We start from the raw sequence: 26431 nt of genomic DNA, 5'->3' as shown, positions 1-26431 counted from the left end.
AGGTAGAAGAGATGAACGTCACACTACGCTCCGACCGCCGGATCGTCCAGGGCGTCGGCGAGGGCATGGGCACGCTTCCGGGCGTCGTCCACGACGGCGACGAGACCGGTGCCCGCGAGCCATCCGCCCGTCACCGCGAGCGTCGATGAGGAACCGGCCACGATGGCCCGGATCCGGGCCACGCGGTCCCGGTGACCGACGGACGCGTGGGGTAGCGCCCCGGCCCAGCGCACCACGTCGTGGTCGAGGAGCGAGGCCTCGTCGATCGGCACGCCGAGCAGCGCCGTCGCGTCCGCGAGTGCGTGGCGCAGGAGGACGACGTCCGGCGTCCCCAGTCCGACGTCGGAGGGGCCGTCACCCACGCGTCCGTAGGAGAGGCGCAGCACGTGCGTGCCCGGAGCGGCGTCGTCGCGCAGCCACGCCCACTTCGCGGTGGCGTGCGTGAGCGCCTTGGCGGCCACGCCGGCGACGCCGCGTGCCACCAGCACGCCGGTCCCGCGCGGCGCGGCGTCGAGTCCCGGCGCGTGCACCACGAGCGTGACGAGCGCGACGCCGGGAACGGGCGAGGGCCGCTCCCCCGCCAGGTCGGGGATCACGGGAGCGAGGAGATCGACGGCGGCACCCCCCTCCACCGCGACCAGCACGCCGTCGGCCGGGACGCGGTGCGTGCCGGCCGCATCCTCCGTGACGACGGTCCACCCGCGGGGTGCCGTCCCGACGCCGGTGACCCGCTCGTCCGTCCGCAGGTCGGCGCCACCCGATCTCAGATCCGCCACCAGGGCGTCCCGCAGCTGGTGGATCCCACCGATCAGGCCTCCGACCGCTGCTCCGGCAGGCGCGGCGGACCGCAGGGCTCCGGCCGCGGCGCCGAGCGAACCGAGCCGCGCCATCGTGGCCCGCAGTCCGGGCGCCACGGAGTCCGCGTCGAGGTCGTCGGGGTTCGCCGAGAACACCCCGCCCGCGACGGGGGCCACGAGCAGCGCGAGGACGGCCTCGCCCATGCGTGAGCGCACGAGATCACCGAGGCTCACCGCTGCACGCGTTGCCAGGCTGCCGAGCGGTTCCGTGGCGTCCTTCGCCGCCTCGCGCGCTGCTGCCTCACCGATGACGGCGACGATCGCGGGGGCCGCGGGGTCGGCCGGGATCCCGAGGATCCCCGAGTTCGGCAGCGGCTGGGCGCTGCGGCGGAGGTCCTCGCCCGGCAGTTGCACCCACGCGCCGGACGCATCGGGCGTGACGATCCGCGAACCCAACCCGAGGTCCTCGGCGAGCGACGGAACGGTCGCCGAGCGCGTGGAGAACGACTCCGCGCCGCTGTCCAGGCGCAGGCCCCCGAGCACGCGGCCGTCGACCGTCCCGCCGAAGCGGTGCGTGCGCTCGAGCACCGTGACGTCGATGCCCCGCGCGAGGAGGGTCCTCGCGGCGACGAGTCCGGCCATGCCGCCGCCGACCACGACGACGCGGCGCCGCGGGCCTTCCGCGGACTCGTCCGCCGCTCCGTCCGCTGCCTCGACTGCTGTCCCGTCCGCGAGCGACCGCGAGCCGACCATGACTACGGCGCCACCGAGTGGACGAGCTCGACGACGCGCGTGAGCACCTGCGGGTCGGTGTCCGGCGGTACGCCGTGCCCGAGGTTCACGACGTGGCCGGGAGCGGCCGCACCGGCCCTCAGGACCTCCCGCACGTGCGCCTCGAGCACGGGCCACGGGGCGGGCAGCAGAGCCGGGTCGATGTTGCCCTGGAGCGGTACGGTGCCACCGAGCCGGCGGTTCGCCTCGTCGAGCGGCAGCCGGTAGTCAACACCGATCACGTCCACGCCGACGTCGTGCATGGCCACGAGCAGCTCGGACGTGCCCGTCCCGAAGTGCACCAGCGGTGCACCGAGGCCGCGCACGTGGTCGAGGGCGCGGCCCGACGCCGGGGCGACGTGGCGCTCGTAGTCGGCGAGCCCGAGCGAGCCGGCCCAGGAGTCGAACAGCTGTGCCGCACTGGCTCCTGCCTCGAGTTGCGCCCGGAGGAACATCCCGGAGGCGTCGGCGGCCCACTCGGTGAGTGCGCGCCACGTCTCGGGGTCGGCGTGCATCATGGTCCGCGGGCCGAGGTGGTCGCGGGACGGCCGGCCCTCCACCATGTAGGCGGCCAAGGTGAAGGGGGCGCCCGCGAAACCGATGAGGGGCGTGCTCCCGAGTTCCGCGACGGTCAGCGCGACCGCGGCCCGGATGGGATCGAGAGCGGCATCCGTGAGGACGGGGAGGGCGGTGACGTCGGCCGCCGAGCGGACGGGCGTCCCGAGCACCGGGCCCACCCCGGGCACGATGTCGACGTCAACCCCTGCGAGCTTGAGCGGGATCACGATGTCGGAGAAGAAGATGGCGGCGTCGACGTCGTGCCGGCGGACCGGCTGCAGGGTGATCTCGGAGGCCATCGCGGGGTCGAGGCACGATTCGAGCATGCCCGTACCCTCCCGGAGCGAGCGGTACTCGGGCAGCGAACGGCCCGCCTGCCGCATGAACCAGACAGGACGCCGGTGCGGGGTCCGTCCCCGGTACGCTGCGATGAGCGCCGAATCGGTGGTGCGTCCGTCGACGAGTGGGTGCGTTGCTCCGAGCTCCATGGGGCCGATTCTGCCGAACATCCGGGCGGAACGATAACCGGGTCGGCGTCGCGGGGCCAGGGGTGGTGAAGATCACCGAGCGCAGGAACCACCCACGATGGGTGGAAAGCCGCAGGATCACGCGGTTCCGCGCCGGAAGACGCCGCGTGGACCCTCGCGGTAAGGACTGCCTGACCGGCGGCTGCGACACGATCTCGGTATGATTGACGTGTTGTGGTACTCCTTTCTCTCGTAGCGACGCACTCGAACGTGGACCTGGAAACTGTCGCCCGACTCAGTGTCGGGGCCCCCCAGGTCCCTTCCGCCGCGCTCGCCGGTGGCCAGGCCGTGGCGGGCGCCGTGGTCCTCGCGACGTGCAACCGCTTCGAGATCTACGCCGAGGCTCCGTCCGAGGAGGACGTCGAAGCCGCGCGGTCCGCGATCGTCTCCACCATCAGCCAGTACTCGGGCATCTCCGAGCAGTCGGTATCCGCCTCCTTCGAGACCCACACGGGCCAGGACGTCGCCGAGCACCTCTTCGCCGTGGGCGCCGGGCTCGACTCCGCCGTCATCGGTGAGCGGGAGATCGCCGGGCAGGTGCGTCGCGCCCTCATCGACGCGCAGGCGTCAGGTGCCGCCAGCGGGGGTCTCGTCCGTCTGTTCCAGGCCGCCTCGAAGACCGCCAAGGACGTCGGGGCGCAGACGGCCCTCGGGAGCCGCGGGCGCTCCATCGTCTCCGTGGCCCTCGAACTGGCCGGTGACCTCTCCGGCGACGCCGACTGGTCGGGCCGGAGCCTCGTGATCTTCGGGACCGGCGCCTACGCGGGCGCCACCATGGCGGCGCTCAAGGAGCGCGGCTGCACCGACATCTCCGTCTTCTCGTCCTCGGGACGCGCCGAGGCCTTCGTCGCCACCCGCGGCGGTACGGCCCTCGCGTCCGCAGATCTGCCGGGCGCCATGCGCCGTGCGGACGTCGTCATCGGGTGCAGCGGTAGCGACGCCCGGATCGACGCCGACGACATCCGCCGGGTCCGTCAGGGCACCGACCGGCCGCTGGTCATCATCGATCTCGCCCTCAGTCACGACTTCGATCCCGAGGTCGGCACGCTCGACGACGTCGAACTCATCACGCTGGAGTCCGTCCGGGCCGCGGCTCCGGAGGAGCAGGCCGACGCTCTCACGCAGGCGAGCGAGCTCGTGCGGTCGGCAGCCCGGACCTTCGAGGAGCAGCAGGCCACGCGTGCCATGAACGCGGCGATCGTCGCCCTGAGGCAGCACACGCAGACCGTGCTGGACGCCGAGATGGAACGCGTGCGCGCGCAGCACGGCTGTACCGCGGCTGCCGAGGAAGTGGAGTTCGCTCTCCGCCGCATGGTGCGGCAGCTCCTGCACGTCCCCACGGTGCGTGCCCGCGAGCTCGCGGCCGAGGGTCGTCAGGACGAGTACACCGCCGCTCTGGAAGCGCTCTACGGCATCGATGTGGCGCCCGTGGCCGACGGACCTGCCGTTCCCCGCCCATCATCCGCGGCTTCCGCCGAGCCAGTCGACGGCACCGTCGACAGGCCGTCCACCGCCGTCGTGCCCGTGCCGCGCGAGCACCGTCACGGCGCCGGCGGCGTGTGCCCGGTGGACCACGACCGGCCCTCACGCAGCGCCTGACCGCAGCGCCCGAATCCGACGCTTGACGCCCCTCGCACCGGGCCCGCACCACGTCGCCCGACGGGCACCCCTCTAGTACGTGGCTTTGTCCGGCTCGATCCTGTCGACCCACGCGAGGATTCCGCCCTCCACCGAGCGCACGTCGGAGTGACCGCGTGCGAGGAGTACACGGGCGACGTCGGCGGACCGCATCCCCGACTTGCAGTGCACGAGGATCGTCCGATCGGCGTCGACCACGATCTCCCCGGTGATGACGGCGTCCTTGGGCGCCAGTGAGGCGCCGTCGATGCTCACGATGGCGTACTCCTCGGGGGACCGGACGTCGAGCAGATCGAAGTCCACCCGACCGTCCGCACGCTCCGCCAGGAGCACGGCGAGCTCCTCGACGGACACCAGAGGCACCGACGGCTCCGCACCGACGGCCCCTCCGACTCCGTCGGCTCCCGCTCCGGCACCCGGCGCACCGGTTCGTGAGGGCAGACCGCAGAACGCCTCGTAGTCGGCCAGGTCCGTGATGCGCGCTGCGGTGGGATCGGGCCGGACCCGCACCTCGCGCCAGGTCATTGCGAGGGCGTCGAAGACCAGCACCCGCCCCAGCAGAGTGGTGCCCGTACCGGTGATCAACTTGATGGCCTCGTTGACCATCACGGAGCCGATCTGAGCGCACAGCACACCCAGGACGCCGCCCTCGGCACAGGAGGGCACGGCCCCCGGTGGCGGCGCCTCCGGGTAGAGGTCCCTGTAGGTGGGTCCGCGGTCCTGCCAGAACACGCTCACCTGCCCGTCGAAACGGAGGATCGAACCCCACACGTAGGGCTTGCCGAGGATCGCCGCGGCGTCGTTCACGAGGTAGCGGGTGACGAAGTTGTCGGTCCCGTCCAGCACGAGGTCGTACCCGGCGAACACCTGCAGCGCGTTGTCGCGGGTCAGTCGCTCCTCGTGCAGGATTACCCGGACGAGCGGATTGACCTCCCGGATGCTGTCGCGGGCCGAGGCGGCCTTCGACCGTCCGATGTCGGACACCCCGTGGATCACCTGCCGCTGCAGGTTGGACAGTTCGACGTCGTCGTCGTCGATGATCCCGAGCGTGCCCACCCCCGCCGCTGCGAGGTAGAGGAGCGCGGGCGAGCCGAGGCCTCCTGCCCCGATCACCAGCACCCTGGCGTTCTTCAGGCGCAGCTGAGCCTCGATCCCGAAGCCCGGGATGATGAGGTGGCGGGAGTAGCGCTCGGTCTCCTCCCGGGTCAGCGTGCCGAGTGCCTCGACCAGCGGTGGCAGTCCGGCGGGCGTCCCCGCCGCACTCCCGACGGCGGCCGGCACGGACGATACCGACGGCGTTGTGGGCGCGGACTGCGCGGGCGACGGCTTGAGCTGCGAAGCGATCATACCCAAGGGTATTCCCGCCACCGGCCCACTGCTTCCGGGACGTCCTCAGGGACGGCAGGGGGACGCGCCAGGCGGAGAGCCGCGAGCACGATCGCCCTACCCCGTACCACCGCGGATAGACTGACGGGCACGACGGCGCGACCACGCCACACATCGCGCCGCCCCTCCCCCGGCGCATGCCGCCCATCCCCGAAGCGAGGACCGAGCCCCTGTGAGTGCCGAACCGACCACCGCCGGACGGGCGCCGCGGATGCCGCGCGACGAGCGGCGTCGTCAGCTCCTCGCGGCAGCGCAGGAGGTGTTCGTGAGCAACGGGTACCACGGGGCGGCCATGGACGACATCGCGGAAGCCGCGGGGGTGAGCAAGCCGGTGCTGTACCAGCACTTCCCGGGCAAGCAGGACCTCTACCTCGCGCTGCTGGACAGTCACCTCGCGGAACTCACCGACCTCCTCGTCGACGCCATCCGGTCCACCGATGACAACAAGATGAGGGTGCACGCGACCATGCGCGCCTACTTCCAGTTCATCGCCCAGGACAGCCGGGCACACCGGCTGGTCTTCGAATCGGACATCAGCAACGAACCCGAGGTCAGCAGGCGCCTCGAGGCGTTCAATGCACACTTCGCCGGCGCGATCGCCGGGGTCATCGCCGAGGACACCCAGCTGTCCAGCGTCGAGGCCACCCTCCTCGGCCGCGGGCTCGCCGGAATGGCGCAGATCAGCGCCCGCTACTGGCTGGAGACGGACGGCAGCCTCGACATCGATGCCGCGTCCGAACTCATCTACCGTTTAGCTTGGCGCGGAATCAGCCGCTTCCCCAAGGAGATCTAGAGTAGATTCCGGAGGGAATCCAGAGGATCACAACAGGAGGCACGCGCCATGGAAGTCAAGATCGGTATTCAGAACGTCAACCGGGAGATCACCCTCGACTCCTCCGAGACCGCCGATGCCATCGCGGACCTCGTGGCCACGGCCATGAGCGGCGGAACCGAGCTGCGGCTCAGGGATTCCAAGGGCCGCCAGGTCATCGTCCCGACGTCGGTTCTCGGCTACGTGGAGATCGGCGCCGAGGAATCGCGCCGCGTCGGGTTCGGCGCACTCTGACCGCTCTGCCCCGCGGGACGGCCGCGGCCTGACCGTTCCTCCGGGAGCGCCGGGAGCATCGGCACCAGCACGTCTACTGCAGAAGACCTACGGATCCTGTCCGTAGGTCTTCTGCGTGAACGACACCTTCGCCGGCCCGGGTGCGACGTCGGACCCGGGCTTTGGTTGAGGTGCGGGCCGAACGTCCGGGCTGTCCGGCCGAGGCCGAGGAGCCCCGGATCCGGGGTCTATGCCGTCAGACCGAGCGCACTCATGCGGCGCGAGTGGTTACGCGTCAGCTGGGAGAACATGGCCGTGGTCTGCTGCGTGTGATCGGCCTCGTCGGCGAAGAGGAGACCGGCCAGGTACTGGCGCTCGATGCCGACGCGCTGGGCCTGCGTGAGTGCCTCACCCACGAGACGCCGGCCCCACAGGGCGAGCCGGGAGGCGAGCCGGGGGTCGTCCGCGAGCGCCTCCTTGAGACGCCGGTGGAGGTGGGCGGCCCCGTCACCCGAATCGATCGCACTGATGAGCTCGCGTGTACGAGGATCCAGCCGATCGGCGAGCGCCCGGTAGAAATCGCCCGAGAATCCGTCGATCACGTAGGCCTTCATCAGCGACTCGTACCAGTCACCGGGTCGGGTGCGCTCATGGAAGGCATCGACCGAGGCCTGGAACGGACTCATGGCGTCCTCGATGGTCATACCCAGATCGGCCACGAAGGCCTCGACCAGTTCGAAGTGTTCGAACTCCTGCACCGCGAGCCTGCCGAGGCTCGCCCGGTCCGCGAGACTCGGCGAGAAGCGGGCGTCGGAGGAGAGGCGTTCGAACCCGGACAGCTCGCCGTAGGCGATAACGCCGAGCAGGTCCGTGACGAAGCGCGCGTAGAGGGGCTCCTCCAGCGGGTCGCCGGCGGACTCCCCGGGGAGCGCCTCCGCTGGGATGGCGGACACCGGAGGGAAATGTGCGGGTGGCGTTGTCTGTGTACCTGCGCTCGAAGGGTGGGCGTCGGGCGACGACGACTGCGTCGAGGTGGGAGCCGTGCTGTCCGAGGAGCGGTTGTTCATTCTGCCAAGAGTACGCAATGGCCGGGCGGCGATCCCGATGAGGACGCATCCGTGTGCCGGAACGAGTAGCGGACATCCCTTCATGCGGGGCCCCTGCCACTACTCGTGCCGCTCGCGCCGATGTCTGTGACGTGCATTACCGTAAGGCCTGTGCCAGCACAGCATATGGATCTCCGGGACCGGGACTCCCAGCAGCGCCTCACGGAGTCGCTGCGGGCGTTGCGCGAGGAACTCGAGGTCCGGGAGGGGTTCGCCCCGGACGTCCTCGCGGAAGCTGAGACCGCGGTGGCCCGGCACGAACTGCCTGACGTCGACCTCCGGCATCTCCCCTTCCTCACCATCGACCCGCCCGGTTCCACGGATCTCGACCAGGCCGTCCACCTCGCACGCACCGGCGCCGACCGTGCGAACGAGACGGACGCCCTGCAGAGCGCGGACGCCGGTCATCGCACGGATGGAGCGGCAGGCTCCGACGGCACTGCCCGTCCGCCGTCGCCCGCCTACGAGGTCTGGTACGCGATCGCGGACGTGCCGCTCTTCGTTGAGCCGGGCGGCGCGGTGGACGCCGAGGCGAGGCTGCGCGGACAGACGCTGTACGCGCCGGACGGTCGCATCTCGCTGCATCCGGAACTCATCTCCGAGGGCGCGGCGAGTCTTCTGCCCGATCTCGACCGCCCCGCCTTCGTATGGCACTTCGAGCTGGACGCGAACGCCGTGGTGCTGTCGGTCACCGTCAGCAGGGCGACGGTCCGGAGCCGCCGCCAGCTCACCTACGCCGAGGTCCAGGCCGCGATCGACGCCGGCACGGCGGACGACCAGCTGGTGCTGCTGCGGGAGGTCGGCCTGCGCCGCATCCAGCTCGAACTCGACCGCGGCGGCGCGAGCCTCAACCTGCCGCGCCAGGAGATCACGCACGACGGCGAGAGCTACGACATCGTCACGGAGCCGGCTCTCCCCTGCGAGGACTGGAACGCGCAGATCTCGCTGATGACCGGCATGGCTGCGGCGCGCATGATGATCGACGGCCGGATCGGGATCCTCCGCACCATGCCCGAGCCCGACGACGGCGCGCTCGGCAAGTTCCGGCGTCAGTCCGAGGCACTGGAGCATCCGTGGCCGTCCGACCTGCCCTACGGCGCCTTCCTGCGCACCCTGGACGTCGGCGATCCGAAGCAGCTCGCCCTCATGCACGCCGCTGCCTCCCTCTTCCGCGGGGCCGGCTACACGGCGTTCGACGGCACCGTGCCGGAGGATGTCGGACAGTCCGCGATCGCTGCGCCCTACGCCCACACCACCGCTCCCCTGCGCCGCCTCGTGGACCGCTTCGTCCTCGTGACATGTGCTGCTCTGTGCGCGGGCGAGGAGGTCCCCGCCTGGGTCCGGAGCGCGCTGCCCCAGCTCAACTCCCTCATGGCGTCGTCGAACCAGACGGCGTCGCGCCTCGACTCCGGGGCCATGGACGCCGTGCAGGCTGCCCTGCTGAGCAACCGCATCGGTGAGGCCTTCTCCGCCGTCGTCCTCCAGGGCTCGCCACCCGCCGTCGACGACGCCCCGGGCAAGCGGGCACCGCGGCTGTCCGGGACGGTGCAGGTCACCGAGCCACCGCTGGAAGCGAAGTGCTACGGAGAGCTCGTGGCCGGCGAACGCGTCACCGTCGTACTGCTGGAGGCGGACATCGCCCGGCGACGCCTGCGCTTCGAGGTGAAACCCGCGGACACCTCGAACAGCGCCGCGCACGGGTCCGATGGCAGTTCGCGAGTGCAGGCAGGGTAGGCTTGACGGTAGTAATGGATGCCCGGTCGTTATCATCTGGATGACCCGCAGAACCTCCTCGATCACGAGAACCCCGCAGCCGCGATCTCCTCGCAGCACGCACGCAGTCGCAAGCCCGCGATCGGCTTCCACTGGCCGCCCTGTGCCCGCCGATACGCTCCGCCCCGGTCGAATCATCCGGTGCGTCGAGCCTCGGCGGCCACAGAGCCTGAATGAAAGAACGTGCAGAACGTGCAGAACCACATCACGGACACCTCCGCCATGACGGACGCCCACCACCTCGTCGCCGACAACTCCGAAGACGCCATCGACGTCGAGGAGACCCTCGTCACCACCGAGGAACCGCACGCGGTCGTCGCGGAGACGTTCGCGGACTTCAACGTCCGCCCCGACATCGTCGAGTCCCTCGCCGACGCCGGCATCATCCACCCCTTCCCCATCCAGGCCATGACTCTCTCGATCGCGCTCGGGGGCCACGACATCATCGGGCAGGCCAAGACCGGCACGGGAAAGACCCTCGGTTTCGGCATCCCGGCGATCCAGCGTGTCGTCGGCCCCGATGACGCCGGCTACCAGAAGCTGCCCGTCCCGGGCGCCCCGCAGGCCCTCGTGATCGTCCCGACACGCGAACTCGCAGTGCAGGTCGCGAGCGACCTCACGACGGCGGCCAAGAAGCGCAATGCCCGCATCGTCACCATCTACGGCGGACGGGCCTACGAGCCCCAGATCGAGGCGATCAAGAAGGGTGTCGAGATCGTCGTGGGGACCCCCGGTCGCCTGATCGACCTCTACAAGCAGAAGCTGCTGGTGCTGAAGAACGTCAAGATCGTGGTGCTCGACGAAGCGGACGAGATGCTGGACCTCGGGTTCCTGCCCGACGTCGAGACGCTCATCGCCGCGACACCGCCGGTCCGCCAGACGCTGCTGTTCTCCGCGACCATGCCCGGCCCCGTCATCGCGATGGCCCGCCGCTACATGACGCAGCCCACGCACATCCGCGCCGCGGATCCCGAGGACGAGGGCATCACCAAGAAGGACATCCGGCAGGTCATCTACCGGGCACACAACCTCGACAAGGCCGAGGTCGTCGCGCGCATCCTCCAGTCGCGCGGCCGTGGCCGGGCCATCATCTTCTGCAAGACGAAGCGCACCGCTGCGAAGCTGTCCGAGGAACTGATCGATCGCGGATTCGCGGCCGGCGCGATCCACGGCGACCTCGGCCAGGGCGCGCGCGAGCAGGCCCTGCGGGCCTTCCGCGGCGACAAGATCGACGTCCTGGTCGCCACCGAGGTGGCTGCCCGCGGCATCGACGTCGAGGACATCACGCACGTCATCAACTACCAGTGCCCCGAGGACGAGAAGGCCTACCTGCACCGCGTGGGCCGCACAGGCCGCGCCGGCAAGAAGGGCACCGCGGTCACCTTCGTCGACTGGGACGACGTGCCTCGCTGGGGCCTCATCAACAAGGCGCTCGGCCTCGACACCCCCGAGCCCGTCGAGACCTACTCGTCCTCGCCCCACCTCTACACGGACCTCGACATCCCCGAGGGCACCAAGGGCCGCCTCCCCCGCAAGGACCGCAAGCTGGCCGGCATCAACGCCGAGGTCCTCGAGGACCTCGGGGAGACCGGCAAGCGCGGCGGCGGTGCACGGACCGACGGCGGCAGGAACGACGGCGGCCGCAGCGACGGCGGTCGAGGCCGCTCGGGCAGTGGACAGCGCAGCTCGAGCGCCGGCCCCGATCAGGGCGACGGCTCGCGCGACGGGACTGCGGGCGGCTCGCGCGCTCCCCGCAGTCGCGGTCGCGGCGGCAACCGGAGCAGCACGTCCGAGGCACCTGCCGTGACGTCCGAGCCCACTGATGGCCCGCGTCGTGGCACGGGGCCCGAGTCCGACGCCCCTGCAGGCGATCGGCCGCGCAGGAGCCGCACGCGGCGGCGGAACGGCGAGGTCGTCGCCAAGCCTGCCGGTGGCGCCGAGGACTGACGCCCGGTGACCGATCGACCGGCGCGCGCAAGACCGCCGGCGCCGTCGGACGTGTCATCGGCGCCCGCGCCGTCGTCGGACACGACGTCGGCTTGGAGCCCTGACGGGCCGAACCTCGTTGTCCACGCGGACAACGAGGCCTACCTCCCCACACTGCCCGACGGCGCCTTCTCCATGATCTACGTGGATCCGCCCTTCAACACCGGCCGTGCGCAACGGCGCCAGCAGACGTCGATGGTGCGGGCGGCCGACGGCACCGGTGACCGCGTGGGCTTCAAGGGCTTGTCCTACACGACGGTCAAGGGTGTGCTCGCGAGCTACGACGACGCCTTCGAGGACTACTGGGACTTCCTCGCCCCGCGCCTCGCCGAGGCCTGGCGCCTCCTGGCCGCCGACGGCACCCTCTACGTGCACCTCGACTACCGCGAGGTGCACTACGCGAAGGTCATGCTGGACGCCCTCTTCGGCCGGGAGTGCTTCCTCAACGAGATCATCTGGGCCTACGACTACGGCGCGCGCACGCGGCGGAAGTGGCCTGCGAAGCACGACAACATCCTCGTCTACGTGAAGGACCCGGCGGGCTACCACTTCGACTCCGCCGCGGTGGACCGGGAACCGTACATGGCCCCCGGGCTCGTCACCGCCGAGAAGGCCGCCCTCGGGAAGCTTCCCACCGACGTCTGGTGGCACACCATCGTCTCCCCCACCGGCCGGGAGAAGACGGGGTACCCGACGCAGAAACCCGAGGGACTCGTGCGACGCGCCGTCGCTGCGAGCAGCCGTCAGGGTGACTGGGTGCTCGACTTCTTCGCGGGTTCGGGCACCCTGGGCGCTGTTGCGGGGAAGCTCGACCGCCGGTTCGTCTGCGTCGATGCGAACCCGCACGCCGTCGACGTCATGCGCGCGCGCCTCGAACCCTGGCTCTAGGGCCGGAGACGCAGGAAGGGCCGGAAGGGCGCTTTCAGTGAGGTCAGCAGACGGCGGCCGAGCCCGTCGCCCGTTCCCTGATGAGGTCGAGCGTCTGCTCGGTCGTGACATTCTCGCCGAGCAGGTTGGGTTTTCCGGTGCCGTGGTAGTCGCTGGAGCCGGTGACGAGCAGGCCGTTCTCCCGGGCGATCCGCCGCAGTTCCACGCGGGCGCTCTCGGGGTTGTCCCGGTGCTCCACCTCGAGACCGAGCAATCCGGCGTCGATCATCTCGTTGATCACCGCGCCGCCCACCACGGCTCCGCGGTTGAACGCGGAGGGGTGAGCGAAGACCGGCACGCCGCCCGCCTCGCGAATGAGCGCGACCGCCTGGGCGGGGTGCGGCGCGTAGTGGCTCACCCAGTAGGGGGAGCGGGCCGTCAGGACGCGTTCGAAGGCCTCCGAGCGCGTGGCCACAATACCGAGGGCGATCATCGCGTCGGCAATGTGAGGACGGCCGACCGTCGCCCCCTCGGTGACGTGCTCCTGCACGAGTTCCCAGGTGATCGGATAGTCGGCCGCCATGAGTTCCACCATGCGTCGGGCTCTCGTGAGGCGCGCGTCCCGCGATTTCGCGGTCTCCGCAGCCAGCCCGGCGTGCAGCGGGTCGTGGAGGTAGGAGAGCACGTGCACGCTGATACCGGTGTCCGTCCGACAGGACACCTCCATGCCGGGGATGAACGTGATCCCGTGCGTGAGAGCCGCTTCCGACGCCCGGTCCCAGCCTGCCGTCGAGTCGTGGTCGGTGAGCGCGACGGCGTCCAGCCCGGCGGCAGCCGCCGACGCCACGAGGACGTCCGGGTCCTCCGTGCCGTCGGAGACGTTGGAGTGCGTGTGCAGGTCGATTCTCACCGGACCAATCTACGCGGCGCCGCGGGTCCTCCCGAACGCGGGCTGTGCTCCCCCGGGCCGGGCGGTGGGCCTCGGCCACCCCGGGCCGGCGGGGAGCACAACGGTCGACGACGACGGGGAGCCGGCCCTCGACCGGGCGCTCGGGCTTTCGACCACCACGGTCTCGGTGAGACGATGACGAGATGAACACCGACGACCTGAGCACCGCGAGCCAGACCCCGAGCACCGATGCCGAGGGACAACCCCTCGCCGAGCGCAACGAGAACCGCTCCCAGAGACCTGATTCCGACGCCTTCAAAGCCTTCATGGCGGGCAGTTGGGCTCCCGCTGCCGCCGACCTGCCCGACGAGGCGCCCGTGGCGACGCATGCTGCGCGACGTCGTCGGGCGGTGTCGGAACGGTTCCCCGGGGAGCGGCTCGTGATCCCGGCCGGTCCGTTCAAGGTCCGCTCGAACGACACCGACTACCGCTACCGCCCGCACTCCGGGTTCGCGCACCTGACCGGGCTGGGCCTCGACCACGAGCCCGACGCCGTCCTGGTCCTCGAACCCGTGGATCCCGGGACGGGCGACGACGGCGGCAACCACACCGCCACGCTGTACTTCCGGGAACTGGCCGGACGCGACAGCGCCGAGTTCTACGCGAATGCGCGCTACGGCGAGTTCTGGATCGGTCAGCGGCTCTCCATGGCACAGCTCAAGGCGCAGCTCGCGCTCGAGACGGCGGACCTCGCCGAGCTGGAGGTGGCCATCACCAAGAACGCCGGTGTGGCCGAGATCGGTGGCATGAGCATCCGTCTGCTGCGGGAGGTGGACCAGAACGCCGACGCGCTCGTCGACACCTCACGCATCAACACCGGCGTCGACCTCGAGAAGGCGGACGCACTGGACGCCGTCCTGGCCGAGGTGCTGTCGGAACTGCGTCTGATCAAGGACGCCTGGGAGATCGAGCAGATGGAGGCCGCGGTCGCCGCCACCGTCAACGGCTTCCACGACGTGGTCCGCGCCCTGCCGCGCGCCCTCACCCATCCGCGAGGGGAACGCGTGGTGGAGGGGGCGTTCTTCGCACGGGCGCGTGAGGAGGGCAACGACCTCGGGTACGACACCATCGCCGCTTCGGGCAACAACGCCACGACGCTCCACTGGATCCGGAACACCGGGCAGGTGCGAGCGGGCGACCTCCTGCTGCTCGACGCCGGCGTGGAGGCGGAGACGCTGTACACCGCCGACGTCACACGGACCCTGCCCGTCAACGGCACCTTCACCGACGTGCAGCGCCGGGTCTACCAGGCCGTGCTCGACGCCGCGGACGCCGGGTTCGCCGCAGCGCAGCCGGGACGCAAGTTCCGCGATGTCCACCGGGCCGCGGTGACGGTCCTCGCGGAGAACCTGGACCGCTGGGGCCTGCTGCCCGTGACCCTCGAGGAAGCCCTCGCCGACGACGGCCAGCACCACCGGCGCTGGATGCCCCACGGCACCAGCCACCACCTCGGAATGGACGTGCACGACTGCGCCCAGGCGAAGCGGGAGCTGTACCTCGACGGCGTACTGACGGAGGGCATGGTCTTCACCATCGAGCCTGGACTGTACTTCAAGGCCGAGGATCTCGCCGTTCCCGAGGAGTACCGCGGCATCGGCGTCCGCATCGAGGACGACATCCTCATGACCGCCGACGGGCCCGTCAACCTCAGTGCGGCGCTCCCCCGCGACCCCGCGGACGTCGAGTCCTGGATCGCCGGGATCTGGGGAACCGGCGACTGACGACGCCCGTCCTGGTCAGGAGGACCTCGGAATAGTCCGAACACATGAGGAAGGCCGGGACCATCGGGTCCCGGCCTTCCTCGTGTCTGCGTCGAGAACCTGCCCCTGGATCGCCGCCTGCCTTCTCTCTCGCGGCGCTCCGCCGAGCGGCCGTGTACCGGTCAGCGCCGCTGCGGACGGCCGATCACGCGGTCAGCGTGTGCCGTCGGCGGCGGAGGAACCGTGCCCGGTCCCGCCGGCCTGCCCGTCCTGGGCCGGTGCGGTCCCGCCCTCGCTGCCCTGCGCCGGCGCGGGTGCGGAGCCCGCCGCGGGATCGTCCACGCGGACGCCGTACTGCGGCCGGCCGTCGGGCAGATCAGGGAACTGACCCCGCCTCGGCCCGGTGGTACCCGGCCCTGCGGTCTGCGACTCGGGCGAGCCGGGCTGCTGCTGGCCCGTGCCCTGAGGCTGGCCCTGACCCTGAGCCTGACCCTGACCCTGACCCGGCGCCTGCTGCCCCGCGTAGGGGTCGTTCCAGGACGCCGGCCGGTCGGGCGCGCCCTGCGGCGGCTGGGCCGGCGCCTGGCCCCAGGCACCGGGGTTGGATCCGGGATGCTGCGCCTGACCGTTCATCGGGAGCTTCTGCAGCATGCGGCGGGCTTCTCCCGCGAGCGACGGATCGACGAGCACGTCGTAGCTCGTGGCCACCACCTGGCTGGTCGAGGTGAAGTCACGCTTGCCGCGCTGGAAGGCGTAGGTGAGGACACCGAAGAGCAGCCAGAAGATCGCGCCGAGCGCGATGGAGGACGGGACGGTGCTGATCATCTCGCTGCCCGCGAAGAGTCCGAGGATGATGCCAACGAACAACCCGAACCAGGCACCCGACGCCGCGCTCGCGAGCGCCACGCGCGGGTAGCTGAGCCGCCCGGTGACCCGTTCGACCGTCTTCAGGTCGTTGCCGATGATGGCCACCTTCTGCACCGCGAACTTGTTGTCGGCCAGGTAGTCCACGGCCTTCTGCGCGTCGAGGTAGCTCGTGTAGCGGCCGATCGTCTCCCCCGTGGGGAGGATGCGGTCCGGAGTACGGGAGCTGGTGGTTCCGAGCGGTGGTGTCGACATGACCCCATTCTTGCTCACGCCCGTGCTGGAGGGGAGGCTTATCGCCGGTGGTGAACTGCTGATCACCTGGACGTCGGCCGGACGGACGCTGAATGCGTGCGGCTCCTCCCCGCGTCACGTGCGTGCTGGTGGAGGGTCACCGAGGCGTACCGCGGGCGGTCTCCGCCACGGGCCCGGGTGCGATACGGGGTGTGCTTGCCGCTGCGGATAGCCTAGAGCTGTGACTACCAACCCGACCCGCGTCTTCGTCGCGCGGTTGCTGGGCCTCGACGTGTTCGATCCGCTCGGTGACCGTCTCGGCCGTCTCCGTGACGCCGTGGTACTGGACCGCGGTCCGGCCAAACCGCCGCAGGTCGTCGGCCTCGTGGTCGAGGTTCCCGGCAAGAAGCGCGTGTTCGTCCCGATGACGCGCATCACCTCGATGGACCCGTCCCAGATCATCTGCACCGGTCTCGTCAACCTCCGCCGCTTCGAGCAGCGCGGCGCCGAGATGCTCGTCGTCGCTGAGCTCTTCGACCGCCGGCTGACCCTGCGGGACGGCAGCGGCAACGCCGTCGTCGAGGACATCGCGATGGAGCGGAACCGGGCCGGTGACTGGCACGTGTCCCAGCTCTTCGTGCGCAGGGGCGGCTCGGTGTCGCCCCTGCGCGGCCTCCGCCGGGGCGGCGAGCGCCTCATCATCGACTGGCTCGACGCCTTCCACGGCACCAACGACGAGCCGCAGGGCGCCACCCAGTTCGTGGCCCAGCACGACGACCTCAAGGCCGCCGACTTCGCCGACGCGCTGCACGAGATGAACGACAAGCGGCGCATCGAGGTGGCCGGCGAACTGCAGGACGACCGCCTCGCCGACGTGCTGCAGGAACTGCCCGACGACGACCAGGTCCAGATCCTCACGTCCCTCTCGCGGGAGCGGGCGGCGGACGTGCTCGAGGAGATGGACCCCGACGACGCGGCCGACCTCCTGAACGAGCTGCCCGAGGCGCAGAAGGAGGAACTGCTCCAGCTCATGGAGCCCGACGACGCCGAGGACGTCCGCCGGCTCCTGGAGTACGAGGAGGACACAGCGGGCTCCCTCATGACCACCGTGCCCGTGATCCTGCCTCCGGAGGCGACGGTCGCCGAGGCCCTCGCCCATGTCCGACGCGAGGAGCTGACACCGGCCCTCGCCTCCTCGATCTTCGTCTGCCGCCCGCCACTCGAGACGCCGACGGGCCGCTACCTCGGCGTCGTACACATTCAGCAGCTCCTCCGCTACCCGCCGCCGGAACCGCTCGGCAACATCATCGACACGGACCTCGAGGCCGTCGGCGACCAGGCGAACGTCAGCGAGGTGTCCCGCATCCTCGCGACGTACAACCTGAACTCCCTGCCGGTGGTGAACACCGACGGCAGGCTCGTGGGTGCTGTGACCGTCGACGACGTCCTGGACCACCTCCTGCCCGACGATTGGCGGGCCCAGGACGACACAGCCGTACCGAAACGAGGTGGCCGCCGTGGTTGAGAAGATCCGATCCAACTCCCGGGGTCTCGACACCCCGCGCGAGGCGCGCAAGCGCTTCCTCCCGCGCCTGCGACCGAACCCGGACCGGTTCGGCAGTGGCACGGAGAACATCGCCCGCTTCATGGGTACTCCTCAGTTCCTCTTCTACATGACGGTGTTCGTCGCGGTGTGGCTGACATGGAACACCGTGGCGCCGGAGGACCTGCGCTTCGACAGTGCGGCCCTGGGATTCACGGCACTGACCCTGATGCTCTCCCTCCAGGCGTCGTATGCCGCACCCCTCCTGCTGCTCGCGCAGAACCGCCAGGACGACCGCGACCGCGTCTCCATGCGGGAGGACCGCCACCGCGCGGAGCGGAACCTCTCCGACACCGAGTACCTGACGCGTGAGATCGCGGATCTCCGGATCGCGCTCCGCGAGGTCGCCACCCGGGACTACGTACGGTCGGAGCTCCGTTCGATCCTCGAGGAGCTGCTCGAGACGGCCGACGGCCAGGAGCTCACCCTGCAGAAACGCAAGCCCCGCAAGCCGTCCGACGGCACGACGTCGCTGCCGAAGGTCCAGGCCGGGAGGAAGCCCTCCAGGTGAACGGATCCCCCCAGGAGGAGGCCGTCCGCGCCGCGCTCGACACCGTGATCGACCCCGAGCTGCGCCGCCCGGTCACGGAACTCGGCATGGTCGACACCGTGACCATCGACGGCTCGACGGTGCGGCTGAGAGTACTGCTCACCATCGCCGGCTGCCCGCTCCGTGACACGATCACGCGCGACGCCGAGGCCGCGCTCGCGGCGGTGCCGGGCGTCGAGGCGGTCGAGGTGGAGCTCGGTGTCATGGACCAGGCGCAGCGCGACGCACTCAAGGAACGCCTGAAGGGCGCCGGGGGCCGGCGCGGCATCCCGTTCGCAGATCCCGCCTCCCTCACCCGTGTCTATGCGGTGGCCAGCGGCAAGGGCGGGGTCGGGAAATCGAGCGTCACGGTGAACCTCGCCGTCGCGCTCGCCGCGCGCGGGCTGCGTGTGGGGATCATCGACGCCGACGTCCACGGCTTCTCCGTACCCGCCCTCATGGGGATCACCCAGCAGCCCACGCGGGTTGACGAGCTCATCCTGCCGCCGGTCGCGCACGGTGTGAAGGTCATCTCCATCGGCATGTTCGTGGAGGGGAACCAGCCCGTCTCCTGGCGCGGTCCCATGCTGCACCGAGCGCTCGAACAGTTCCTCACCGACGTCTACTTCGGGGATCTGGACGTGCTGCTGCTCGACCTCCCCCCGGGTACCGGTGACATCGCGATCTCCGTGGCGCAGCTTCTTCCCGCCTCCGAACTGCTCGTCGTCACCACGCCGCAGAGCGCCGCGGCGGACGTCGCCGAGCGCGCCGGCGCGATGGCGCTGCAGACAGGCCAGCGCGTCGCGGGGGTCATCGAGAACATGTCCTGGCTCGAACTGCCCGACGGCGGCAGGCTCGACCTCTTCGGCGAGGGCGGCGGCCAGATCGTGGCCTCACGCCTGACCTCCACCCTGGGGACGGAGGTGCCCCTCCTCGGCAGCATTCCCCTCGACGTCGCCCTGCGTGAGGGCGGGGACGCCGGTGTGCCGGTGGTGCTGCGTGAGGATACGTCGCGGTCGCAACGTGAACTGACGGCGATCGCGGACCTGCTCGCGCATCGGCCGCGGGGGCTCGAAGGTCTGCGGCTACCCGTCACACTGCGCTAGCACCGGGCGACGGAGGTCAGCGTACCGGGCCGCGGGGTGGCACGGCGGACCTGTCAGGTCGCGGGGTGGCACGGCGGACCTGTCAGGTCGCCTCGGAGTCGTAGGGTGCGCTCTGGCCTGCGGCCAACTGGGGACCGACCGGGACGGACACGGTCTGCCGCGTGGCCGCCGCTACCGCGGGAACCGCGGCGACGGCCCGCGGCGCACCCTGGCTGACGGGCTTGAAGGCGTCCTCGATGTCATCGAGCAGCGCCTCCTTGATGATCCGGCGTGGGTCGTACTGACGCGGGTCGAGCTTCCGCCAGTCCACCTCGTCGAGTTCGGGGCCCACTTCTTCACGGAGCTGCTCCCGCGCTCCCGACGCCATCCGGCGGAGGCCCTTGACGAGTCGCGCGAGCTGCGAGGCGTACTCCGGGAGCCGCTCGGGGCCAAGCACCACGACGGCGATGAGCGCCAGAACCACCAGTTCGAGGCCGTTGATTCCAAGCACGTGAAAAGACTACCTTCCCGGCTTCCGCCGAACACACCGGATGCGCGCCCACCGGCCCTCCATGGACCGGGGACGCCGAACCTTCACGTCCCGGTCACTCCGCCGTCACCTGGAGGCGTCCGGGTCGGTGATCATGGACAACCCGCGGACGATGCGGCTCATCATGGAGTCGTCCTCGGGCTGCGGCGCCAGGGAGAGCTGCGCATGCTCCGTCGTCACGAGCTGGTTGAGCGTCCCGGGCATGGCAGCCGCCGGGAGGGTCGAGATCACCGTGTAGGTGACCGACGGCGAGTCCAGGACGACCTGCCAGGGCGTCCCCGACCGCACCCAGACATCCCGATCCGTCCCACCGATGTGCTCGAAACCGGCCGCCGTGACGGTCCGGCCGGTGACGGCGTCCACGGGCGGCCCGTCAGCGGCACCGGACTCGCCCACCTTCCGCTGCTCGTACACGGTGACCGTCTCGCCGTCGTTCTCCAGCACCAGTTCGAGGGTGGGCCTGCCCGCCACCGTGATTCCCTCCGCGCTGGTCAGGGTGAAGCCGAGCGATTCGAGTTCGGGGCAGTACCACCCGCCGGCACGGAGGGTGTCGAGTTGCTCGGTGTCGAGCAGTGCGGGTGTCTCGGGTGCCACCGATTCCCAGCCCGCCCGCAGTGCGGTGGTACCGGATGCCGCCTCCACGGGCGTCGGCGAGGCCTGGGAACCGACGACGTAGGCGCTCGAGAGCAGGACCGTCACCACCACCGCGGATCCTCCTGCGGCTCCGACGAGCGAGCGACGCCGACGGGCGGCATCATGCGTGTGCCCGTGACGGGACGAGGCATCCATGGATCGGTGCACGCGGACGCTCTCCTGTCCGTCGTGGAACCGGGTATCAGCATCCGACCCCTGACCTGTGGCGGGCTCACTCGTCGAGAGGTCGGCCGCTCCGGTGGATGATCCTGCCCGCTCCCCGGGGGGCGGCGGAATGTTCGGCTGCGAGGCCTGGATAGGACGCCGCTCCCCGGCGAGGGGTGCGGAGAAGTCCTGTGCGAGGAGCCGCATGCGGAGTCCCGGGTGCGGTGCAGGCTTCTGAAGCCCGAGCAGGGCACTCTTCAGGGCACGCAGGCGTGCGACGGTCTCCCGACAGGACGTACAGCGGGCCACGTGGTGCTCCACGCTGACCCTGCGCCGATCGGAGAGCTCGCCGTCCACGAGATCCTGCAGTGAACGATGCGGATGGAGCATGCCGTCTAGCCCAGACCAGCGATCCGTGGGACCCCCAGTGCGGCGCCGTTGCCCCCGGACCGGCGCGGGTCGCGGTGGGCGAGCTTCTCGCGGAGCATGGTGCGGCCGCGATGGATGCGTGAGCGGACGGTGCCGAGCTTCACGTCCAGGACGCGCGCCACCTCGTCGTAGGCGAGCCCTTCGAGATCGCAGAGGACCACGGCTGCACGGAAGTCCGGCGGCAGCTCCTCGAGGGCGGCCTGCACGTCGATGTCGAGATTGTTGAACTCGAAGCTACGTTCCGGCCCGTGGTGCTTGCTGGGGAGCCTGCTCTCGGCTTCGTCCGTCAGCCCGTCGAAGCGGATGCGGGTCTTGCGCCGCGCCTGGTCGAGGAAGAGGTTGGTGGTGATGCGGTGCAGCCAGCCGTCCAGCGTGCCCGGCTTGAAGTTAGCCAGCGACCTGAACACGCGGACGAAGACCTCCTGCGTGAGGTCCTCGGCGTCGAAGCGGTTACCCGTGAGCCGGTAGGCCAGCCGGTAGACCTTGGGTGAGTAGGTGGTGACCACTTCCTCCCACGAGGGCGCCACCCAGGGGTTTCCGTGTTCGTCGAGCACAACCGGATCACCCTCGGAGCCAGGCTCCGTGACAGCCTGAGCCGCCTTCACACTGGACATCTCTAACCCCTTCTTGCCGCAGGTCCCCGTCCTCACCGAGCCATGGTGCGGAACCGTGGCCGGTCGGTACGACGCATTCGGGACCACTCCGATGAGGGATGCCCGAGCAAAAAGTCTTTCTCACCAAGCTGGGAGTCGGCTGGCAGGTGAGGTGGGAGTGCTCTGCGCGGACGCGCCCTTGACATCGGTCGAGCCTGCCGCTCGGGTGCGCGCGAACGGCTGCAGGCCCCTCCCCGTTGCACAGTAGGGTTGGGTACGGGCTGTCGCCCCTCCCGACCACCTTGCCGCGCCCGCCGGCGCACCACAGAACGGAAGTCCATGGCCGCCGACAAACACAACAGCTGGTCCTACACGGAGGGGCTGCCCGTCGAGGACGACATCCTCCTCCGCGCACGGGACCGCTCGCACGAGCTCGGCGTCACCCCGGTGACCCCCGCCGTCGGCGCCGCGCTGACCGTCCTCGCAGCGGCGTCGAAGGCGACGACGGCGGTCGAGGTCGGTGCGGGAGCCGGCGTCTCGGGCGTCTGTCTGCTCCGCGGCCTCGCCGGTAACGCGGTCCTCACGACCATCGACTCCGACGTCGACCACCTCCGCGCAGCGCGCGAGGCGTTCCTCGAGGCGGGCATCCCGTCCAACAGGACCCGCACCATCTCCGGACGCGCGGGCGACGTGCTGCCGAGGCTGACGGACGGCGCCTACGACCTCGTGTTCATCGACGCCGACAAGCAGGGTCTGCCGACCTACGTGGAGCAGGCCACACGACTGCTGAAGGCGGGCGGCATCCTCATCGTGAACGATGCCCTGGATCAGGATCGCGTGGCGGAACCTGCCGTCCGCGACGCGACGACCACCACGCTGCGGAAGGTGGGCAAGGCGGTCCGCGAGGACGAGACGCTCGTCTCGGCCCTGTTGCCCACGGGGACAGGGTTGCTCCTGGCGGTCAAGCAACGCGCGTGACCACCCTCCGGTGCAGCGGCGCCGGCACCCGATCGGTTCCGGCGGACGCTCCTGGTGGGACCGACGCGGTCAGCACGGGCGGGCGCTCCCTCACTGCCTCCCAGCACATGTGACGGCAGGAGGGCGCCGCGCGACGGCACAGGAAGTCGTCCCTCCGACCACACGGTGGACGCGGACGGCCGGAAGGAGCGTTCAGGAAGCTGCGGTCAGCCGGTGACGGTGAGGAGACAGTCCTTCAGCTTGCCGGCTTCCTCGGCATTGAGCTCCACGACGAGCCGTCCACCGCCGTCGATCGGCACCCTCATGATGAGACTGCGCCCCTCCTTGGTGACTTCCATCGGTCCATCGCCGGTACGCGGTTTCATGGCAGCCATGGGGGTGTCCCTTTCAACAGGGCGCGACCGCGGTCAGCGGTAGCGCGACAGTAACCGGTGCGCCGGGCCGGTCCACAGGAGTGTCCCGGCGGCGCACGTCATCCCCTTCATTATTCAGTACAAGCCCCTGACCTGCTAATTCGCGTGCGGCGTGGATCACACCGCGGCCGGTCACGGCGGGTAGTCGCCGTCCTGACCCGTGGGGGTCCAGACCCACAGCCACTCGACCCAGACGGCCTGCAGCACCACGGAGACCGGCAGTACGAGCCAGAGCAGGCGCCCACCTCTGACACCCGCGACGGCCAGTGCCAGTGGGAAGAGCGGCAGCAGGATCCGCCACGTGCTCGACTGCGGATCCCAGAACGCCGCGAGGTACAGCAGGTAGGCCGCGCACCAGGCGCGCGGCACCGGCCCCAGCGCCTGCACCGGCGGCGCGAGCATCAGCCCCACCACGCCGAGGAGCAGGAGCACGACGGCGAAGGCGCCCGCCACCGGTCCGAGCAGTTCCATCGCCCCGTGGACCCAGGGCACGAACGGCACGAGGGGTTCGCCGCGCCAGGCCGTCTCCGTCGCGACGTACGCATCCATCCGACCGGTGACGAGCCAGGCGATCGCGGGCCAGGCGACGGCGGAGACCGACGACACGACGCCCAGGAGGAAGAGCGGCAGCACGCGACGTGCCGCCCGCTCCCGCACGCCCGGATCGCTCCCCCGCCGCGCGGACCAGACAGCCATCAGAAACAGGATGCCCACCATGACCGCGAAGGGCACCCCGGCGGGACGCGACAGGCACATGAGGACGACGACGGGCATGGCGGCGATGTAGCGGTGGGTCGCGACGAGCAGGAGCGCCGATGCGAGGAGCAGCAGATGGAGGGACTCGGCGTAGGGCACCTGCAGGATCACGGCCACCGGCCCGAAGGAGACCACGGCGACGCCGAGCAGGGCCGCCCGGTGCCCGGTCCGCACCCTGAACAGCCGGTAGATCACCAGCGTGGCGGCGGCCGCGGCGACCAGCGCGACGACGGGTGCGAGAACGCCCCACCCGAGCCCGGTGACGAGGTCCAGGAGCCGCACGATCCCCGGGAAGAGCGGGTAGAACGCCCACTGGTTGTGACGGACGACCCCGGCGTCGTCGGTCGGCAGCTCGGCCGGGTAGCCCTCCCGGAAGATCCGCTCGTACCAGCCGCTGTCCCAGAAGTTGACGAACGTACCGTAGCCGGGCGCGGGGCCGGACCAAGGGCTCGCCCCCTGCCGCGCGGCGGCCGCGAGGAGGACCGCCGTGGAGACGATCCGACCGGCCACGAAGACGAGGAGCACCTGCACGGACCAGTGGCGGAGACGGCTGCCGTGCCGTGGGGTGGTGTTCGTCAGGGAGCTGCTCACGCCTGGTCCTCCCGTCCTGGCGGCGCCGCCCCGGCGCCGGCACGCCGCTCCGCCTCGACCTCGGAGTGGACCCAGCAGTCGCGGAGGTGGTCGTTCACGAACCCGGTGGCCTGCAGCATCGCGTAGGCCGTCGTTGGGCCCACGAAGCGCAGGCCCGCCGCCTTGAGGTCGCGGGCCAGGGCGACGCTGCCCGGCGTCGTCGCCGGGACGTCCTCCAGCGACACCGGCGCCTGTGCGTCCACGGCGCGGTACGGCTCCAGCAGGGAGGCGAGGGAGACGCCGGCGGGCAGGGCGAGGAGGGCCCGGGCGTTGGCCACGGTCGCGGTGATCTTCAGCCGGTTGCGGATGATCCGCGGTTCCAGCATCAGCCGCTCGACGTCGTCGGGGGTGAAGGAGGCCACCGCGGCCGGGTCGAACCCGGCGAAGACCTCGCGGAACGCCTCCCGCTTCCTGAGGACCGTGATCCAGCTCAGGCCGGACTGGAAGGCCTCCAGGCTCAGCCGTTCGAAGAGCGCCGCCTCGCCGCGGACGGGCCGGCCCCACTCCTCGTCGTGGTAGCGCTGGTAGTCGGGACTGGAGGAGGCCCAGCCGCACCGGGTCCGGCCGTCCCCCGCTTCAGCGGTGTCCGTCACGTGTGGCCTGTCCCGCGAGCCGCGCCGGTGGCCGCCTCGCCCCGCAGCTCGGCGATCACGGCGTCGCGCTCGTTCAGGGCATCGGCGAGGCGGTCGAGCACCTCGTCCACCTGATCCATCCGGTACCCCCGGAGGCCCAGCCCGAATCGCAGGGCATCGACGTCGCTCCCGCGTGGGTTCTCCGGCAGCAGGACCGGAGGCAGGGACGCGACGGGAGGCGCCATGCCGTCATCGGCGGCCGGGAACCTGCCGCCGCCCACCGGCAGTGCCCGGCCCGAGGCCAGGAGGGCTGTTCCGCCCACCAGCAGGATCGCGAGGATGAGCAGGAAGATAGTCACACGGCAATGGTGCCAGAGAGAGCGCGTCGTGATCAGGACCGCGGTGCCTCAGAAGCCGGGTGCCCGCCCGGCCTCCGCCGCGACGATGCGCACGGCCTCCTCCGCCGTGTCGACGAGCTGCAGCAGGGCGAGGTCCTTCTCCGCGATGGTGCCCTCGGCGAGGAGCGTCCCCTCGATCCAGTCGATGAGGGGGCGCCAGTAGGCGACCCCGACGAGCACGATCGGGAAGGACGTGACCTTGCGGGTCTGGACGAGCGTCATCGCCTCGAAGAGCTCGTCGAGTGTCCCGAAGCCGCCGGGGAGCACCACGAATCCGCTCGCGTATTTCACGAACATGGTCTTGCGGGCGAAGAAGTAGCGGAAGTTGATCCCGAGGTCCACCCACTCGTTCATGCCCTGCTCGAAGGGGAGCTCGATCCCCAGGCCCACTGATGTGCCGCCCGCCTCGCAGGCTCCCTTGTTGGCCGCTTCCATGGCACCCGGGCCACCGCCCGTGATGACCGCGTACCCCGCGCCGACCAGCAGCCGGCCCACCTCCTCGCCCACGGCGTAGAAGGGCGAGTCCCGAGGTGTGCGGGCCGAGCCGAAGACACTGATCGCCGGTCCGAGGTCCGCGAGGGTACCGAAGCCCTCGACGAACTCGCTCTGGATACGCAGCACACGCCAGGGGTCGGTCCTCGTGAACCCGCCGGAGTCGTCCGCGTCGAGCAGCATGTTGTCCGACTGCGGGCCCGAGGCCTGACCGCGTCGCAGCTCGACCGAACCCTTGCGCCGCGTGGGCTTCTGCGCGGGCGGCGGGGAGTCGGGGGCCGGGGGCGTCTGGGAAGGGCACATCTGCTCAGGTTATCGGGCTCCGGACGCCATGAACGGGAGGTTTCTCTTGAATTACAATCGCCGCCGGGACGCCCTCGTGCATTGCCGAGGGGGAATAGTTC

The 26431-nt window shown here is 70.7% G+C and carries 25 protein-coding genes; 11 read left to right on the top strand and 14 right to left on the bottom strand.

All coding sequences use genetic code 11. The annotated features are described in order from the left end of the window. Positions 1 to 23 precede the first annotated feature (23 nt). Positions 24 to 1550: a protoporphyrinogen/coproporphyrinogen oxidase gene (locus AC4D12_RS04395; protein WP_490948676.1), complete on the bottom strand. Its 1527-nt coding sequence runs from the start codon at positions 1548 to 1550 to the stop codon at positions 24 to 26. A 2-nt stretch (positions 1551 to 1552) separates the two neighbouring features. Next, positions 1553 to 2614, bottom strand: coding sequence for a uroporphyrinogen decarboxylase (gene hemE, locus AC4D12_RS04390; protein WP_490948675.1), 1062 nt, complete (start codon positions 2612 to 2614; stop codon positions 1553 to 1555). Between the two features lie 213 nt (positions 2615 to 2827). On the opposite strand from hemE, the gene AC4D12_RS04385 reads away from it, so the two are divergent. Then, complete coding sequence (locus AC4D12_RS04385) at positions 2828 to 4252, top strand: glutamyl-tRNA reductase (protein WP_490948674.1); 1425 nt, start codon at positions 2828 to 2830, stop codon at positions 4250 to 4252. A gap of 72 nt (positions 4253 to 4324) precedes the next feature. On the opposite strand, the gene moeB is transcribed toward AC4D12_RS04385, so the two are convergent. After that, on the bottom strand, positions 4325 to 5572 hold the full coding sequence (moeB, locus tag AC4D12_RS04380) for a molybdopterin-synthase adenylyltransferase MoeB (RefSeq protein ID WP_490948781.1): 1248 nt from the start codon (positions 5570 to 5572) through the stop codon (positions 4325 to 4327). Between the two features lie 316 nt (positions 5573 to 5888). Here moeB and AC4D12_RS04375 point away from each other — a divergent pair, with 316 nt between their 5' ends. Both AC4D12_RS04375 and AC4D12_RS04370 read left to right on the top strand, forming a co-directional pair. Continuing rightward, positions 5889 to 6470 carry a TetR/AcrR family transcriptional regulator gene (locus AC4D12_RS04375; RefSeq protein WP_490948780.1) on the top strand — a complete coding sequence of 194 codons (582 nt, stop codon included), beginning with the start codon at positions 5889 to 5891 and terminating at the stop codon, positions 6468 to 6470. A gap of 48 nt (positions 6471 to 6518) precedes the next feature. Then, positions 6519 to 6743: a DUF3107 domain-containing protein gene (locus AC4D12_RS04370; protein ID WP_490948673.1), complete on the top strand. Its 225-nt coding sequence runs from the start codon at positions 6519 to 6521 to the stop codon at positions 6741 to 6743. A gap of 227 nt (positions 6744 to 6970) precedes the next feature. On the opposite strand, the gene AC4D12_RS04365 is transcribed toward AC4D12_RS04370, so the two are convergent. After that, complete coding sequence (locus AC4D12_RS04365) at positions 6971 to 7675, bottom strand: ferritin-like fold-containing protein (protein ID WP_490948672.1); 705 nt, start codon at positions 7673 to 7675, stop codon at positions 6971 to 6973. Positions 7676 to 7939: 264 nt separating this feature from the next. On the opposite strand from AC4D12_RS04365, the gene AC4D12_RS04360 reads away from it, so the two are divergent. The 3 genes from AC4D12_RS04360 (at position 7940) to AC4D12_RS04350 (ending at position 12475) form a co-directional block, all read left to right on the top strand. Next, positions 7940 to 9562: an RNB domain-containing ribonuclease gene (locus AC4D12_RS04360; protein WP_490948671.1), complete on the top strand. Its 1623-nt coding sequence runs from the start codon at positions 7940 to 7942 to the stop codon at positions 9560 to 9562. A gap of 261 nt (positions 9563 to 9823) precedes the next feature. Then, positions 9824 to 11548, top strand: a complete 1725-nt coding sequence (locus AC4D12_RS04355) for a DEAD/DEAH box helicase (protein ID WP_490948779.1) — start codon at positions 9824 to 9826, stop codon at positions 11546 to 11548. A 51-nt stretch (positions 11549 to 11599) separates the two neighbouring features. Further along, positions 11600 to 12475, top strand: coding sequence for a DNA-methyltransferase (locus AC4D12_RS04350; protein ID WP_490948778.1), 876 nt, complete (start codon positions 11600 to 11602; stop codon positions 12473 to 12475). A 43-nt stretch (positions 12476 to 12518) separates the two neighbouring features. Here the strand turns inward: AC4D12_RS04350 and AC4D12_RS04345 are convergent, their stop codons facing one another. Then, on the bottom strand, positions 12519 to 13364 hold the full coding sequence (locus tag AC4D12_RS04345) for a PHP domain-containing protein (protein WP_490948670.1): 846 nt from the start codon (positions 13362 to 13364) through the stop codon (positions 12519 to 12521). A gap of 182 nt (positions 13365 to 13546) precedes the next feature. On the opposite strand from AC4D12_RS04345, the gene AC4D12_RS04340 reads away from it, so the two are divergent. Further along, positions 13547 to 15124 (top strand): aminopeptidase P family protein, encoded by a 1578-nt coding sequence (locus AC4D12_RS04340; RefSeq protein WP_490948669.1) that lies wholly within the window; start codon positions 13547 to 13549, stop codon positions 15122 to 15124. Positions 15125 to 15316: 192 nt separating this feature from the next. Here the strand turns inward: AC4D12_RS04340 and AC4D12_RS04335 are convergent, their stop codons facing one another. Then, positions 15317 to 16222 carry a YflT domain-containing protein gene (locus AC4D12_RS04335; RefSeq protein WP_490948668.1) on the bottom strand — a complete coding sequence of 302 codons (906 nt, stop codon included), beginning with the start codon at positions 16220 to 16222 and terminating at the stop codon, positions 15317 to 15319. A 220-nt stretch (positions 16223 to 16442) separates the two neighbouring features. Between AC4D12_RS04335 and AC4D12_RS04330 the strand changes: the two genes are divergently transcribed. From AC4D12_RS04330 to AC4D12_RS04320, 3 genes are read left to right on the top strand one after another with little or no spacing between them, the layout of a single operon-like run. Beyond that, the gene (locus tag AC4D12_RS04330; RefSeq protein ID WP_490948667.1) at positions 16443 to 17726 is read left to right on the top strand and encodes a magnesium transporter MgtE N-terminal domain-containing protein; all 1284 of its coding nucleotides are present in this window, start codon (positions 16443 to 16445) and stop codon (positions 17724 to 17726) included. Beyond that, positions 17719 to 18315 carry a DUF1003 domain-containing protein gene (locus AC4D12_RS04325; protein ID WP_490948666.1) on the top strand — a complete coding sequence of 199 codons (597 nt, stop codon included), beginning with the start codon at positions 17719 to 17721 and terminating at the stop codon, positions 18313 to 18315. The genes AC4D12_RS04330 and AC4D12_RS04325 overlap by 8 nt, the downstream gene beginning before the upstream one ends. Beyond that, positions 18312 to 19439, top strand: coding sequence for an Mrp/NBP35 family ATP-binding protein (locus tag AC4D12_RS04320; protein WP_490948665.1), 1128 nt, complete (start codon positions 18312 to 18314; stop codon positions 19437 to 19439). Before AC4D12_RS04325 ends, AC4D12_RS04320 begins: the two co-directional genes overlap by 4 nt. 82 nt (positions 19440 to 19521) lie before the next feature. Here the strand turns inward: AC4D12_RS04320 and AC4D12_RS04315 are convergent, their stop codons facing one another. The 3 genes from AC4D12_RS04315 to sigE form a co-directional block, all read right to left on the bottom strand. Next, on the bottom strand, positions 19522 to 19929 hold the full coding sequence (locus AC4D12_RS04315) for a sec-independent translocase (protein ID WP_490948664.1): 408 nt from the start codon (positions 19927 to 19929) through the stop codon (positions 19522 to 19524). Between the two features lie 105 nt (positions 19930 to 20034). Continuing rightward, on the bottom strand, positions 20035 to 21156 hold the full coding sequence (locus AC4D12_RS04310) for an anti-sigma factor family protein (RefSeq protein ID WP_490948663.1): 1122 nt from the start codon (positions 21154 to 21156) through the stop codon (positions 20035 to 20037). A 5-nt stretch (positions 21157 to 21161) separates the two neighbouring features. Further along, on the bottom strand, positions 21162 to 21809 hold the full coding sequence (gene sigE / locus AC4D12_RS04305) for an RNA polymerase sigma factor SigE (RefSeq protein WP_490948662.1): 648 nt from the start codon (positions 21807 to 21809) through the stop codon (positions 21162 to 21164). 318 nt (positions 21810 to 22127) lie between these two features. Here sigE and AC4D12_RS04300 point away from each other — a divergent pair, with 318 nt between their 5' ends. Continuing rightward, a complete protein-coding gene (locus AC4D12_RS04300; RefSeq protein ID WP_490948661.1) occupies positions 22128 to 22766 on the top strand; it encodes an O-methyltransferase in 639 nt (212 codons plus the stop codon). A 206-nt stretch (positions 22767 to 22972) separates the two neighbouring features. Here AC4D12_RS04300 and AC4D12_RS04295 read toward each other — a convergent pair whose 3' ends face one another. The 5 genes from AC4D12_RS04295 to AC4D12_RS04275 all read right to left on the bottom strand — a co-directional run bounded on the left by AC4D12_RS04295 (position 22973) and on the right by AC4D12_RS04275 (position 26330). Further along, positions 22973 to 23140: a DUF3117 domain-containing protein gene (locus AC4D12_RS04295; RefSeq protein ID WP_081737717.1), complete on the bottom strand. Its 168-nt coding sequence runs from the start codon at positions 23138 to 23140 to the stop codon at positions 22973 to 22975. Between the two features lie 171 nt (positions 23141 to 23311). Beyond that, positions 23312 to 24526, bottom strand: a complete 1215-nt coding sequence (locus AC4D12_RS04290; protein ID WP_490948660.1) for a hypothetical protein — start codon at positions 24524 to 24526, stop codon at positions 23312 to 23314. Further along, positions 24523 to 25158 carry a DNA-3-methyladenine glycosylase I gene (locus tag AC4D12_RS04285; RefSeq protein WP_490948659.1) on the bottom strand — a complete coding sequence of 212 codons (636 nt, stop codon included), beginning with the start codon at positions 25156 to 25158 and terminating at the stop codon, positions 24523 to 24525. Before AC4D12_RS04285 ends, AC4D12_RS04290 begins: the two co-directional genes overlap by 4 nt. Next, a complete protein-coding gene (locus AC4D12_RS04280) occupies positions 25155 to 25496 on the bottom strand; it encodes a DivIVA domain-containing protein (protein WP_490948658.1) in 342 nt (113 codons plus the stop codon). Before AC4D12_RS04280 ends, AC4D12_RS04285 begins: the two co-directional genes overlap by 4 nt. 48 nt (positions 25497 to 25544) lie before the next feature. Next, positions 25545 to 26330, bottom strand: coding sequence for an LOG family protein (locus AC4D12_RS04275; RefSeq protein ID WP_490948657.1), 786 nt, complete (start codon positions 26328 to 26330; stop codon positions 25545 to 25547). Between the last annotated feature and the right edge of the window lie 101 nt (positions 26331 to 26431).

The sequence above is a fragment of the Arthrobacter sp. TJ-266 genome (assembly GCF_058269115.1).
The sequence above is the reverse complement of the archived record's forward strand: the minus strand, read 5'-3'. Positions and strand labels throughout refer to the sequence as shown.